The sequence below is a fragment of the Nocardia brasiliensis IFM 10847 genome (assembly GCF_000710915.1).
Taxonomy (GTDB): Bacteria; Actinomycetota; Actinomycetes; order Mycobacteriales; family Mycobacteriaceae; genus Nocardia; species Nocardia brasiliensis_A.
On the sequence record NZ_BAUA01000117.1, the window covers coordinates 47,424 to 63,574 of the forward strand.

General features: G+C 70.4%; 1 protein-coding gene (only partly in view). It reads left to right on the forward strand.

Translation table 11 applies throughout. From position 1 onward, the window contains the following. Positions 1 to 16,151, forward strand: part of the annotated coding region (locus tag NBRGI_RS44210) for a non-ribosomal peptide synthase/polyketide synthase (RefSeq protein WP_036560730.1) (this coding region is incomplete at its 3' end). The annotated region extends 19,151 nt beyond the left edge of the window; 16,151 of its 35,302 annotated nt are in view.

The window sequence follows — 16,151 nt, forward strand, 5'->3', positions numbered from 1 at the left end:
CGGCGTGGAGCGGGTCGGCGTCGACGATTCGTTCTTCGCACTGGGCGGCGACAGCATCGTCTCCATCCAGCTGGTCTCGCGGGCCAAGGCCCGCGGCGTGGTGTTCAGCCCGCGGCACGTGTTCGAGCAGCGCACCGTGGCCGGACTGGCCGGGGTCGCCGAGACGGCCGACACCGCGGCCGCGGCGGCCGTCGTGCTCGCCGAGCTGCCCGGCGGCGGGGTCGGCACCATGCCGCTGACCCCGGTCGTGCGCTTCATGGCGGAGCGGCGCGGCTCGTTCGGCCGGTTCAACCAGACGCTCGCGCTGGAGCTGCCGGTCGGCATCGACCGCGCGGGCATCGCCGCGACCGCCGCCGCGGTCATCGACCGCCACGACATGCTGCGCGCGAGCCTGCGCCGCGACGGCGCGGACTGGATCGTCGAAACCGCCGCGCCCGGCACGGTCGACGTGGACGCGCTGATCGACCACGCCACCTTCGACGCGGACATCGACGACGCCGCACTGCTCGATATCGCGTCGGCGGCGCTGGATGCCTCGCTGGACCGGTTGGATCCGGCCGCGGGCGTGGTCATCCGGTTCGTGTGGCTGGAGCCGACCAGTGGCGAACGAGCCGGACGGCTGATCGTCGTCGGCCATCACCTCGTCGTCGACGGTGTCTCCTGGCGCATCCTGGTGCCGGACTTCGTCGCGGCCTGGGGGCAGCGCACCGCGGGGCAGACGCCGGAACTGGTCGCGCCCGCCACCTCCATGCGGGCCTGGGCGCACGCGCTCGAACGCGAAGCCCGCAACCCGCAGCGGGTCGCCGAGCTCGAGCACTGGCGCTCGGTGGTCGACGCCGCCGATCCGCTGCTCACCGAACGGCCGATGGACCCGGCGATCGACACCTCCGGCGTCATCGAGAAGGTTCAGGTCGAGGTATCCGCGGAGGTCACCAAGGCCCTGCTGACCAAGGTGCCTGCCCTGTTCCACGGCGGCGTGAACGACGGCCTGCTCACCGCGCTGGCGCTGGCGACCGCGAAATGGCGGGCTCGCCGGGCGGGTACCCGTGGCGACGACTCGCTGCTGATCCGCTTGGAAGGCCACGGCCGCGAAGAGGACATCGTGCCCGGGGCCGACCTGTCCCGCACGGTCGGCTGGTTCACCGCGATCTTCCCGGTCCGCTTCGACCTGTCCGGCATCGACATCGATGCCGCGCTGGCCGGTGGGCCCGCGCTCGGCCAGGCCGTCAAGGCGGTCAAGGAGCAGCTGCTCGCGGTGCCGGACAAGGGCGTCGGCTACGGCCTGCTGCGCTACCTGAACCCGGAGACCGCGAGCTCGTTGCCCGCGGAACTGCCGGGCCAGGTCAGCTTCAACTACCTGGGCCGCGTCATCGAGGGCGACGTGCCCGAGTCGCTGCGCGGCTTCGGCTGGGTGCCCGCCGCCGAATTGGGCGCGCTGGGCGGCGCCTATGACGCCGACATGCCCGCGATGGCGCCGCTGGACGTCAACGCGATCGTGGTCGGCGACAAGCTGACCGCGAACATCGGCTACCCGTCGACCCTGCTGAGCGCCGCGGCCGTGCGCGAGTTCGGCGAGCTGTGGACCACCGCGCTGGAAGCGGTTGCCCGGCACGCCAATTCGACCGGCGCGGGCGGGCACACGCCATCGGACTTCGCGCTGGTACGCAGTACCCAGGGCGATATCGACGGCTGGGAGCGCCGCTTCCCGAACCTGGCCGATATCTGGCCGCTCTCGGCGCTGCAGGCCGGTCTGCTGTTCCACGCCAGACTGGCCGTCGGCTCGGTGGACGTCTACACCGCGCAGGCGGTGCTGACCCTCACCGGCCGGGTGGACGCGGCCCGATTGCGTTCGGCCGCACAGGCACTGGTGGATCGCTACGAGAACCTGCGCACCGCCTTCGTCACCGATCGCGACGGCAGCCCGGTGCAGGTGGTGCTGGACAGCGTGCGGGTCGCCTGGGCCGAGCACGATCGAATCGAGGCAGGCACGGGCGCCGACATCATCGTGGCGGACCGGACCAAGCGCTTCGACCTCACCGAGCCGCCGCTGATCCGCTTCACGCTGATCCAGGTCGCGCGCGACCGCTGGCAGTTCGTGGTGTCGAACCATCACATCCTGCTCGACGGCTGGTCCATGCCGCTGCTCATGCAGGACCTGCTGGTGCTCTACGCCGCACACGCGGACAGTGGCGTGCTGCCCGCGGTGCGCTCCTACCGCAACTTCCTGGAATGGACGGCGCAGCAGGATCATTCGGCTTCGGTCGCGGTATGGGCGGACGCCCTGCGCGGGGTCAGCGAGCCGACCCTGCTGGCCCGCCCCGACGCCGGCCGCGAGATCACCTCGCTCTCCGGCGAGTACTTCTTCGAGCTGGACGAGCCGGCCACCGCGCGGCTCACCACACTGGCCGCATCGCTGGGCGTCACGCCGAACACGGTGCTGCAGACCGCGTGGGGCATCCTGATCGGCCGGATGACCGGCCGCGACGACGTGCTGTTCGGCACCACGGTGTCCGGCCGCCCGGCCGGGCTGACCGGCGTGGAATCGATGGTCGGCCTGTTCATCAACACCGTGCCGGTGCGGGTGCGCTTCGACCCGGCCGAGTCCGCGCAGCAGCTGCTGACCAGAACCCAGGGCGAGCAGGCGGACCTGCTCGATCACCACTACGTCGGCCTCGCGGACATCCAGTCCGCCGCGGGCATCGGCGGATTGTTCGACACCCTGGTGGTTTTCGAGTCCTACCCGGTCGACGCCGACGGCATCCGGGAGCAGGCCGCCGATATCGACGGCATGGCCGTGATCGGGCTCGACGCGGCCGACGCGACGCACTACCCCCTGACGCTCATCGCGCAGCTGGACTCGAAGCTGCGGGTGCGCGCCGGATATCTGCGCGATCTGTTCGACGAGCAGACCGTGCGCCGGATCGCCGATCGCCTGCTCCGGGTGCTGACCGCGATCACCACCGAACCCGCTGTGCCCGTTGGCGATATCGAGCTACTCGACAACGTGGAACGTCAGCTCGTGGTGGCCGGCTGGAACGACACCGCGCACCCGGTGGACGCGGACGCGACGCTGGTCTCGATGTTCTACGCGCAGGCCGAACGGACGCCCGAGGCGACCGCGCTCACCTTCGAGGGGACAAGTCTGTCCTACGAGGAGTTCGCGGCCCGGGTCAATCAGCTCGCCCGCTGGCTGATCGCCCGCGGCGTCGGCGCGGAATCGTATGTGGCGCTCGGCATGCGGCGCTCGGTCGATCTGGTCGTCGGCATGTATGCCGTCGCGGTGGCCGGTGGCGCGTACGTGCCGCTGGACCCCGATCACCCCGCCGAGCGCACGGAATACATTCTGGCGACGGCCGATCCGGTCTGCGTGCTCACCTCCGGCGGCGATCTGGAGATCGACACCGCCCAGGTGCGCATCGACCTGCTCGATCTGAGCGGGTTGTCCGAGGATCCGGTCACCGACGCGGATCGCTGGTCGCCGCTGCGGCCGTCGAACACCGCGTATGTGATCTTCACCTCCGGTTCCACCGGACGCCCCAAGGGCGTCGGCGTCGCACACGCCGCGATCGTGAACCGCCTGGTGTGGATGCAGAGCGCCTACCAGCTGAACACCGCCGACGCGGTGCTGCAGAAGACGCCCGCCACCTTCGACGTGTCGGTGTGGGAGTTCTTCTGGCCCTTGCAGATCGGCGCCCGGCTGGTGGTCGCCAAGCCCGACGGGCACCGGGATCCGGCCTACCTGGCCGAGGTGATCAGCGCCGAGCGGATCACCGTCACCCACTTCGTGCCGTCGATGCTCGCGGTGTTCGTCGCGGACGGGGCCGCGGCGCGGTGCGATTCGCTGCGCCTGGTGTTCGCCTCCGGTGAGGCGTTGCCGCCCAAGCCCGCCCACCGTCTGCGCGAGCTGACCGGTGCGGCGCTGCACAACCTGTACGGCCCGACCGAAGCCGCGGTCGACGTCACCTTCCACGAGGTGATCGACACCGATACCGACACCGTCCCGATCGGCGCACCGGTGTTCAACACCCAGGTGTACGTGCTGGATTCGCGGCTGCGGCCGGTTCCGGTGGGTGTCGCGGGTGAGCTCTATCTCGCGGGCGCCCAGCTGGCGCGCGGCTATGTCGCGCGCCCGGATCTGACCAGTGACCGGTTCGTCGCCGACCCGTACGGTGCGGCGGGGGAGCGGATGTACCGCACGGGTGACTTGGTTGCTTGGACAGCCAATGGTGAGCTGGAGTACCTGGGCCGTACCGACTTCCAGGTGAAGCTGCGCGGCCTGCGGATCGAGCTGGGTGAGATCGAGGCCGCGCTGACCGCGCTGGACGAGGTCGCGCAGGCGGTCGTCGTGGTCCGCGGCGATCAGCACATCGGCGATCAGCTCGTGGCGTATGTCATTGCCGCGCCGAATGTCCGGGTGGACATCGAGCTGCTGCGCGAGGATCTGGCGGAGCGGCTGCCCGCGTACATGGTGCCGTCCGTGGTGATCGTGCTCGACGAGTTCCCGCTCAACGCCTCCGGCAAGCTGGATCGAAAGGCGTTGCCCGCCCCGGTGTTCGAGGCCGCGGTGTTCCGCGCGCCGACCACGCCGGTGGAGGAGATCGTCGCCGCCACCTACGCCGAGGTGCTCGGCCTGGAGCGGGTCGGCCTGGACGACGACTTCTTCTCCCTCGGTGGCAACTCACTGACCGCCACCCAGGTCGCGGCGCGACTGTCCGCCGCGCTGGACACCGACCTCGGGGTGCGCGAACTGTTCGAGGCGTCCACCGTGGTCGCGCTCGCCGCCCGCGCGGAGACCCACGCCGGTGCCGGTGCGCGGGCGGCGCTGGAGCCGCAGCAGCGGCCCGAGCTGGTGCCGCTCTCGCTGGCCCAGCAGCGCATGTGGTTCCTCAACCGGTTCGATCCGGAATCGGCGGTGGACAACATCCCGGCCGCGGTGCGGCTGTCCGGTCTGCTCGACCGGCAAGCGCTGCAGATCGCGGTGGCCGACGTGCTGGCCCGCCACGAGTCGCTGCGCACCTACTACCCGGAGGTGGACGGCGCCGCGTACCAGCGGACCGTGCCCACCGCCAAGGTGATCCCCGACCTCGCGCCGTTCGAGGTCACCGAGGCCGAACTGCCGCTGCGGCTTTCGGAACTGGTGCTGACCGCGTTCGACGTCACCAGCCAGGTGCCGTTCCGCGCCAGGCTGTTCGAGATCAGCCCGACCGAGCACGTGCTGGCCATCGTGGTGCACCACATCTCGGCCGACGGTTTCTCGATGGGCCCGCTGACCCGGGACGTGATGACCGCCTACGGCGCTCGCGTCGAGGGCGGCGAACCCGCGTGGCGGCCGCTGGAAGTCCAGTACGCCGACTTCGCGCTGTGGCAGCGCACGGTGCTCGGCGCCGAGGACGACCCGGAATCGGTGATCGCCCAGCAGATCTCGTACTGGTCCGACACGTTGCGCGGGCTGCCCGAGCAGCTGGACCTGCCCGCCGACCGGCCGCGGCCCGCGGTGGCCTCCGGTCGCGGCGCGACCCACGCCTTCGCGATCGACCCCGAAACCCACGGGCGGCTCACCGAACTCGCCCGCACCAGGGGCGCCACGCTGTTCATGGTCACGCACACCGCGCTGGCGGTGCTGCTCTCGCGGCTGTCGGGCGAGGACGATATCGCCATCGGCACCCCGATCGCGGGCCGCGGCGAGCGCGCGCTCGACGATCTGATCGGCATGTTCGTCAACACCCTGGTGCTGCGGACCCCGATCGACCACGGGGCGACCTTCACCGATCTGCTGCGCGCGGTGCGCGCGGCGGACATCGCCGCCTTCGGGCACGCGGACCTGCCGTTCGAGCGGCTGGTCGAGATCCTCAACCCGGTGCGTTCGCAGGCGCGGCACCCGCTGTTCCAGGTGATGCTGTCGTTCCAGAACCTCGGCCAGAACAGCCTGGAACTGCCCGGCCTGACCGTCAGCGGCGTCGAACTGCCGATCGATGTGGCCAAGTTCGATCTGCAACTGACGCTGTCGGAGAACAACGCCGCTCAGCCGACGCACGGCGCGAGCGCCGCGCCGGCCGGGATCAGCGCCGAATTGATCTACGCCACCGATCTTTTCGATCCGGACACGATCGCGGAGTTCGGTCAGCGGTTCAACCGGTTGCTGAAAGCGCTTGCCACCGAACCGGATCGGCCCATCGGCGATATCGCGCTGCTGGACGAGCAGGAGACCGAGCAGGCACTGCGCGGCTGGAACGACACCGCGCGTGAGCTCGGCGCGCCCAGCACGCTGGTCGCCGAGTTCGCGGCCCAGGCCGCGGCCACCCCGGACGCGATCGCGGTGGTGGACCCGGCCGCCGCCAGCACCTCGCCCGACCACCACCCCTCATCGAGTCGCTCCGCGACACTCACGTATGCCGAATTCGCTGCGCGCGTAAACCGGTTGGCGCGCAAGCTGATCGAGGACGGTGTCGGGCCGGAGAGCCTGGTCGCGCTCGGCCTGCGCCGCTCGGTGGACCTGGTGGTCGCCGCGTACGCGGTGCAGGCGGCGGGCGGCGGCTACGTACCGCTCGACCTCGACCAGCCCGCCGAACGGGTGAACTATGTGCTCGATTCGGCCGATCCGGTCTGTGTCCTCACCACCTCGCGTGACGAGTTCGACGCCGCGGGCCGCGCGACACTGATGATCGACACCCTCGATCTGTCGGCGTACTCGGACGCGCCGATCACCGACGCGGAGCGGATCGCGCCGCTGCGTCCGCAGCACCCGGCGTATGTGATCTTCACCTCCGGTTCGACCGGCCGGCCGAAGGGCGTCGCGGTGCCGCACGCCGCGGTCGTCAACCAGATCCGCTGGATCACCGGCGAATACGGCATCGGCGCGGACGACATCGTGCTGTTCAAGACACCCGCCACCTTCGACGTGTCGGTGTGGGAGCTGTTCGGGCCGCTGACCACCGGTGGCCGCCTCGTGGTCGCCGCGCCGGACGGGCATCGCGACCCGCAGTACCTCGCGGACGTGATCGCGGCCGAGCAGGTCACCATGACCTCGTTCGTGCCGTCGATGCTCACCGTGTTCGCCGGCAACGTCGACGCGACCGGCGGCAGCGCGGCATTGGCGTCGCTGCGGACGTTGTTCGTCGCCGGTGAGGCATTCACCGCCGACGCGGTGGAGGCCATGCGCCGGGTCAGCTCGGCGGCGCTCTACAACCTCTACGGACCGACCGAGTTCACCGTGCACGCCACGCACGGCCCGGTGGCCGACGACGTCGAAGGCGCTGTCCCCATCGGTCTTCCGGTGTGGAACGCCCAGGCGTACGTGCTCGACGGCCGGTTGCATCCGGTCCCCGCCGGTGTCGCGGGCGAGCTGTATCTCGCGGGCGCGCAGCTGGCGCGCGGCTACTACGGCCGGGCCGATCTGACCTCGGATCGGTTCGTGGCCAACCCGTTCGGCGCGGACGGCGAGCGCATGTACCGCACCGGCGACCTGGTCACCCGGGATTACACCGGGGCCATCGAGTACATCGGCCGCACCGACTTTCAGGTGAAGCTGCGGGGTCTGCGGATCGAGCTCGGCGAGATCGAAACCGCGCTCACCGCACACGATTCGGTGGCGCAGTCGGTCGCGCTGGTGCGCTCGGACGCGCACACCGGTGACCAGCTGGTCGGCTATGTGGTGCCGGTGGCCGGCGGTACGGTCGACATCGCCGACCTGCGCGCGCACCTGTCCGCGCAACTGCCGTCGTACATGGTGCCCGCCGCGATCGTCGTGCTCGACGCGATGCCGTTGAGCCCGAACGGCAAGCTGGATCGGCGCGCACTGCCCGAACCCGCCTTCGAGGCCAGGGAATTCCGCGCGCCGTCCACCCCGATCGAAGAGATCGTGGCCAACACCTTCGCCGACGTGCTCGGCCTGGTGCCCGCCGAGGGTGAACGCGCCGTCGGTCTGGACGACGACTTCTTCGACCTGGGCGGCAACTCGCTCATCGCCACCCAGGTGGTCGCCCGCCTCGGTGCGGCGCTGGACACCCGTGTCCCGGTGCGGATGCTGTTCGAGGCGCCCACCGTGGCCGCGCTGGCCGCGCGGATGGAGGCGCACCAGGGCAGCGGCCGTCGCCGGGAACTCGTTGCGGGCCCGCGCCCGTCGCGCATCCCGCTCTCGCTGGCTCAGCAGCGGATGTGGTTCCTCAACCGGTTCGACACGGACTCGGCGGTCAACAACATCCCGCTGGCGGTCCGGCTCACCGGCACGCTGGACACCGACGCGCTGCGCCAGGCCGTCGCCGACGTGGTGGACCGGCACGAGGTGCTGCGCACGGTCTACCCGGAAACCGCGGACGGCCAAGGCGTGCAGGTGGTGCTGCCCGCCGGGCAGGACGCCGTCGACCTCACCCCGATCGAGGTGTCCGAGACCGAAATCCAGGACCGGGTCGCCGAATTGGTGCTGACCGGCTTCGACGTCACCACCGAGGTGCCGGTGCGGGCCGCGCTGTTCCGGGTGGCCGGCTCGATGGACGGTTCGCAGCCCGACACCCACGTCCTGGTGTTCGTCGTGCACCACATCTCCGGTGACGGCTGGTCGGTGCGACCGCTGGCCCGCGACGTGATGGTGGCCTACGTGGCGCGTTCGCGCGGCGAGGCGCCGTCCTGGGCGCCGCTGCCGGTGCAGTACGCGGATTACGCACTCTGGCAACGGGAAACCCTCGGTTCGGAGGACGACCCGACCTCGCTGATCGCCCAGCAGGTCGCCTACTGGTCCGCCGGATTGGCCGGGCTGCCCGATCAGCTCGACCTGCCCGCGGATCGGTCCCGGCCCGCGGTGGCCTCGAACCGCGGTGGCGTGTACGAGTTCTCGCTCGACGCGCGCCTGCAGCACGAACTGAACGCGCTCGCCAGGGCGCACGGCGCCAGCCTCTTCATGGTGGTGCACGCCGCGTTCGCCGCGCTGCTCGCGCGGCTGTCCGGCAGCGACGACATCGCCATCGGCACCGTGGTCGCCGGTCGTGGTGAGGCCGTGCTGGACGACGCGATCGGCATGTTCGTCAACACGCTCGTGCTGCGCAGCGCCGTCGATCCGGCCGAGCCCTTCGCGAACCTGGTGGCGCGCACCAAGGAAGGCGATCTCGCGGCCTTCGGGCACGCGGATCTGCCGTTCGAACGGCTGGTCGAGATCCTGAATCCGGCTCGCTCGCAGGCGCGGCACCCGCTGTTCCAGGTGATGTTGTCGTTCCAGAACACCGGCGAGGCATCGTTCGAGCTGCCCGGTCTCGAGGTCGCGGGCGTGCCGCTCGACGTGGTGACCGCGAAGTTCGATCTGCACCTCAGCCTCACCGATCGGATCGACGCCGAGGGCGCCGCCGACGGCATGACCGGCGAATTCGCCTATGCGACCGACATGTTCGACGCGGCCACGATCGCGAGCGTCGCGGACCGGCTGGTCCGGCTGCTGACGGCCGTGGTCGCGGATCCGGCGGTGCCGATCGGCGATATCGAGCTGCTGGATGCGGCCGAGCACGCACAGGTCGTGGCGCGCTGGAACGACACCACCCATCCGGTGGACGAGACGGCGACCCTGGTGTCGATGTTCGAGGCGCAGGTCGCCCGCACGCCCGACGCCGCCGCGGTGAGCTTCGAGGGGACGACTCTGTCCTATGCCGAGTTCGCCGCGCGGGTGCATCGCCTTGCCCGTCATCTGATTTCGCTCGGTGTGGGGCCGGATGCGCTGGTGGCGCTCGGCATGCGCCGGTCGATCGACCTGGTCGTCGGCATGTACGCGGTGAGCGTCGCGGGCGGTGCGTACGTGCCGCTGGATCCGGATCACCCGGCCGATCGCACCCGTTACGTGCTCGACACCGCACAGCCCGTGTGCGTGTTGACCACCGCTCGGGACGGTTTCGACGCGGGTAGCACCCGCACCATCGAACTCGATCAGGTCACGGTGAGCGACTACTCGGACGCGCCGGTCACCGACGCGGATCGGGTCGCGCCGCTGCGGCCGTCGAATACCGCGTACGTGATCTTCACCTCCGGCTCCACCGGCCGCCCCAAGGGTGTCGCGGTGAACCACGCCGCGATCGTCAACCGCCTGGTCTGGATGCAGGCCGAATACGGTCTGCGCAGCACCGACGTGGTGTTGCAGAAGACGCCCGCCACCTTCGACGTGTCGGTGTGGGAGTTCTTCTGGCCCTTGCAGATCGGCGCGCGCCTGGTGGTGGCGAAGCCGGACGGGCACCGCGACCCCGGCTACCTGGTCGAGGTGATCACCGCCGAGGCGGTCACCACGGCGCACTTCGTGCCTTCCATGCTCGCGGTGTTCGTCGCCGAACAGCGGGCCGACGAATGCACCAGCCTGGTCCACGTTTTCGCCTCCGGTGAGGCCCTGCCCGCGGCCACCGCGCAGCGGATGCAGGAGCTGACCGGCGCTCGCCTGCACAACCTGTACGGCCCGACCGAGGCCGCGGTCGACGTCACCTTCCACGAGGTGACCGAGGCCGACACCGTGTCCGTGCCGATCGGCGCGCCGGTGTTCAACACCCAGGTGTACGTACTTGATTCGCGGCTGCACCCGGTGCCTGTCGGTGTCGCCGGTGAGTTGTACTTGGCCGGTGCGCAATTGGCGCGCGGCTACGTCGCCCGACCGGAACTGACCGCGGATCGCTTCGTGGCCAACCCGTTCGGCGCGGACGGCGAGCGCATGTATCGCACCGGCGACCTGGTCTCCTGGACTGCGGACGGTGAGCTGCAGTACTTGGGCCGCACCGACTTCCAGGTGAAGCTGCGCGGTCTGCGGATCGAGCTGGGCGAGATCGAGTCGGCGCTCACCGCACTGGAATCCGTCGCGCAGGCGGTGGTGTTGGTGCGGTCCGACGATCGCCTCGGCGATCAGCTCGTCGGCTATGTGGTGCCGACCGCGGGTCAGGTCATCGATATCGAGGGCGTGCGCAGCGAACTCGCGAGTGAGCTGCCCGCGTACATGGTGCCGTCGGCTTTCGTGGTGCTCGACGCGTTCCCGTTGAACGCCTCCGGCAAGCTCGATCGCAAGGCGCTGCCCGCGCCGGTGTTCGAGGCCAAGGTGTTCCGCGCGCCGTCGACGCCGATCGAGGAGATCGTCGCGGGCACCTTCGGCGACGTGCTCGGTGTCGCCCGGGTCGGCCTGGACGACGACTTCTTCGCCCTCGGCGGCAACTCGCTGCTGGCCACTCAGGTCACCGCGCGGCTGGGTGCCGCGCTGGATACCCAACTGGCCGTGCGGGATCTGTTCGAGGCCTCGACCGTGGTCGCCTTGGCGGCCCGGGTGGAGCGCAACGCGGGTTCGGGCAGGCAGCGGCCCAAGCTGGAGACCGGGGAACGACCCGCGCGCATTCCGCTCTCGCCGGCCCAGCAGCGCTACTGGTTCCTCAACCAGTTCGACACGGCCACTTCGGCGGTGGACAACATCCCGCTGGCCGTCCGGCTTTCGGGCACGCTCGACGTGGCCGCGCTGGAGCAGGCGATCGGCGACGTGTTCGCGCGGCACGAGGTGCTGCGCACCACCTACCCGCGCTCGGCCGACGGTCCGCATCAGGTGATCGGTCCGGTGGCGTCGTCCCCGGCCGCGCTCACCCCCGTCGACGTCACCGAGTCCGCACTGCTCGGCGCCGTCATCGGTTTCGCGCTGACCACCTTCGACGTCACCGTCGAGGTGCCGCTCGCGGTGGCGCTGTTCCGGATCAGCCCGGACGAGCACGTGCTCGCCTTCACCGTGCACCACGTGGCCGCCGACGGCTCGTCGATGGGCCCGCTGGCGCGTGACGTGATGGCCGCCTACGTGGCCCGGGTGCAGGGCGAGGTGCCGCAGTGGCAGCCGCTGCCGGTGCAGTATGCCGACTACGCGCTGTGGCAGCGCGCGGTGCTCGGGTCCGAGGAGGACCCGGAATCGCTGGCCGCACAGCAGGTCGCCTACTGGAAGACCGCGCTGGACGCGCTGCCCGATCAGCTGGAGCTGCCCGCCGACCGGCCGCGCCCGCCCGCGCAGTCGTTCCAGGGCAAGGCGATTCGCTTCGAGATCTCGCCGCAGCGGCACGCGCGCCTGCACGAGCTGGCGCGGGCGAACAACGCGTCGCTGTTCATGGTGGTGCACGCGGCGCTGGCGGTGCTGCTCTCGCGCCTGTCCGGCACCGACGACATCGCGGTCGGCACCCCGATCGCGGGCCGTGGCGAACGCGAACTCGACGACCTGATCGGCATGTTCGTCAACACCCTGGTGTTCCGCACCAAGGTGGCGCCGGGCGACCGCTTCGCCGACCTGCTCGCCGATGTGAAGGAACGCGACCTCGAGGCCTTCGCGAACGCGGACGTGCCGTTCGAGCGGCTGGTCGAGGTGCTCAACCCGGTGCGCTCCACCGCGCGCAACCCGCTGTTCCAGGTGGGTCTTTCGTTCCAGAACCTGGCCGAGACCACGTTCGAACTGCCGGGACTGTCGGTGAGCGCGGTCAACTTCGACTCGCAGCTGGCCAAGACCGACCTGCACGTCACGCTGTACGACCGGTACGCCGAGGACGGTACGCCGGCCGAGATCGTGACCGAATTCGGTTACGCCATCGACCTGTTCGACGAGGCGACCGTGCAGGGCTTCGCCGACCGGTTCGTCCGGGTCCTCGACGCGGTCGTCGCCGACGCCACCGTGCCGGTCGGCGAGATCGACCTGCTGGCGGCCGAGGAGAGCACCCGCATCCTCGCCGACTGGAACGACACCGCGCACGCGGTCGATCCGGACGCGACGCTGGTCTCGCTGCTCGATGCCACGGTCGCGGCCACCCCGAAGGCGGTCGCGATCGTCGCCGACGATCCGACCGGTCAGCAGGAACTCACCTATGCCGCCCTCGACGCGCGGGTGAACCGCCTGGCGCGCTACCTGATCCAGCGTGGCGTCGGCCCGGAGGACCGGGTCGCGCTGGCCATCCGCCGCTCCACCGACCTGGTGGTCGCGATGTACGCGGTCGCGAAAGCCGGTGCGGCGTATGTGCCGATCGATCCGGACCAGCCTGCCGAGCGGACCGATTACATCCTCGGTACCGCGGCACCGGTCTGCGTGCTGACCACCGGCCGGGACGGGTTCCGCACCGCCGCGGCCGATATCGTGCAGCTCGACGTGCTCGACCTGACGGCGTTCGCGGCCGATCCGGTGACCGCGGCCGAGCGTCGCGCCACGTTGGTCCCGGCCCACACCGCGTACGTGATCTTCACCTCCGGCTCGACCGGTCAGCCCAAGGGCGTCGCCGTGCCGCACGCGGCGATCGTCAACCAGTTGCAGTGGGAGACCGCGACCTTCGGCCTCGGCGCGGACGACGCGATCCTGCTGAAGACCGCGGCCACCTTCGACCTCTCGGTCTGGGAGTTCTGGACCGCCGCGGTGTGCGGTGGCCGCCTGGTGATCTCGGCGGCCGACGGCCACCGTGATCCGGCCTACTTGAACGAGCTGATGCGGTCCACGATGGTCACCACCCTGCACGTGGTGCCGTCGATGCTGGACGCGCTGCTCACCGAATCCGGTGGCCGCCTGACGCATTCGCTGCGTCGGGTGCTCGCCATCGGCGAGGCGCTGCCCGCGACCACCGCACAGCGGTTCCGCCGCGACAACCCCGCCGAGCTGGCCCACCCAACGGGGCACTCCGTGCCGCTGTATAACTTGTACGGTCCCACCGAGGCCGCGGTGTCCATCACCAGCCACCTGGTCACCGACGCCGATCAGCTCGCGGTGTCCATCGGTGCGCCGGAATGGAACAGCCGGGTCTACGTGCTGGACACCAGGCTGCGGCCGGTGCCTGCGGGGGTCTCCGGCGAGTTGTACCTGGCCGGTGCGCAATTGGCGCGCGGCTACTTCGGCAAGCCGGACCTCACCGCCGACCGGTTCGTCGCCGACCCGTTCGGTGCGCCGGGTGCGCGCATGTACCGCACCGGCGACCTGGTGGCGTGGAACAGCTCCGGGGAACTGGATTACCGGGGCCGCACCGACTTCCAGGTGAAGATCCGCGGCTTCCGCATCGAGCTCGGCGAGATCGAGGCCGCGCTGCTGCGTCAGCCCACCATCACGGCCGCCGCCGTGCTCGCGCACACCGATCCGAGCATCGGTGATCGCCTGGTCGCCTATGTGGTGCCGCGGGCGGGTCAGCTCGACAAGCGGCAGCTGCAGTCGGCGCTGGCGGCGGAACTGCCGTCGTACATGGTGCCGTCGGTGCTCATCGAGCTCGCCGCGCTGCCGCTGAACGCGAACGGCAAGCTCGACCGGAAGGCGTTGCCGGAGCCCACCTTCGAGAAGGCGGTCTTCCGCGCGCCGGTCACGCCGATCGAGCAGATCGTCGCGAACACCTTCGCGGACGTGCTGCGGATCTCGGATCGGGAAGGGGCGGAATCCAAGCGGCTCGGCCTCGACGACGACTTCTTCGCCTGGGGCGGTAACTCGCTGCTGGCCACGCAGGTCGCCGCGCGCCTCGGTGAGGCGTTGAACACCCGGGTGCCGGTGCGTCTGCTGTTCGAAGCCTCGACCGTCGCGGCGCTCGCCGTGCGGGTCGAGCAGCACGCGGACGCCGGTGGGCGCAAGGCGCTCACCGCTGGTCCACGGCCGGAACACATTCCGCTCTCGCTCGCGCAGCAGCGCATGTGGTTCCTGAACCGGTTCGACACCCAGTCGGCGGCCTACAACGTGCCGATCGCGGTGCGGCTCACCGGCGCGCTGGATGTGGCCGCGCTGCGCGCCGCGATCGCGGACCTGGTGAGCAGGCACGAGATCCTGCGCACCATCTACCCGCAGACCGACAGCGGTCCGGTGCAGGTGATCCTGCCGCCGGCCCAGGCCGTGCCGCGGCTCGAGGTTCGGGTGGTGCCGCCCGCGGATATCGAATCCGCCGTGGTGGCACTGACTTCGACGATCTTCGACGTCACCACCGAGGTGCCGATGAAGGTCGCGCTGTTCCAGATCGCCGGGGAGAACGCGGGATCGGCGGCGCCGGACGCCGCCGAGGTCGAGTACGTCTTGGCGATGGTGATCCACCACATCTCCGGTGACGGTTCGTCGGTCGGCCCGCTGACCCGCGACCTGATGATCGCCTATACCGCGCGCTCCGCGGGCGAGGCGCCGAACTGGGCGCCGCTCGAGGTCCAGTACGCGGACTACAGCATCTGGCAGCGCGAGCTGCTCGGTAGCGAAGACGACACGGAATCGCTGGCGGCCAAGCAGGTCTCGTACTGGCGCGACGCGCTCGCGGAGCTGCCGGACCAGCTGGATCTGCCGTCGGACCGGCCGCGCCCCGCGGTGCAGTCCTTCGCCGGTGGCAAGGTCGAGTTGCGGGTCGACGCCGAGACCCATCAGGCGTTGATCGAGCTGGCCCGTACCGAGGGCGCGACGCTGTTCATGGTCGTGCACACCGCGCTGGCGGTGCTGCTGGCCCGGCTCTCGGGCACCGACGACATCGCCATCGGCACCCCGATGGCGGGTCGTGGTGAAGCCGCCCTCGACGACTTGATCGGCATGTTCGTCAACACGCTGGTGTTCCGCAGCCGGATCGACGCGGGCGAGCCGTTCACCGAACTGCTGGCGCGGCAACGGGAGACGGATATCCAGGCGTTCGCCAACGCCGACGTGCCGTTCGAGCGGCTGGTCGAGGTGCTCAACCCGGTCCGCTCCACCGCGCGGCATCCGCTGTTCCAGGTGGGCCTGTCGTTCCAGAACCTGGCGCAGTCGGCGCTGGAACTGCCGGGTCTCACCGTGGCCGGTCTCGACATCGACACGGCGCTGTCGCAGTTCGATCTGCACCTCATCGCCACCGACCGCTACGGCGACGCGGGCGAACCCGAGGGCATCACCGGGTTCTTCACCTACGCCACCGACATGTTCGACCGGGACACGGTGCAGGGCTTCGTCGATCGCTTCGCGCGACTGCTCGGCGAGATCATCGCCGCGCCGCGCACCGCCGTCGGCGATATCGCGCTGCTCGACGACGCGGAGCGGACGCAGATCCTCGAGCGCCGCAACGCGACCGACTACGAGGTGGACACGGCGGCGACGCTGGTGTCGCTGCTCGACGCCTCCGTGGCGGCGGGGCCGAAGGAAGTCGCGCTGGTCACCGAGGACGGTGCGTCGATCACCTACGGCGAGTTGGACGCGCGGGTGAATCGTCTTGCGCGGTATTTGATTTCTA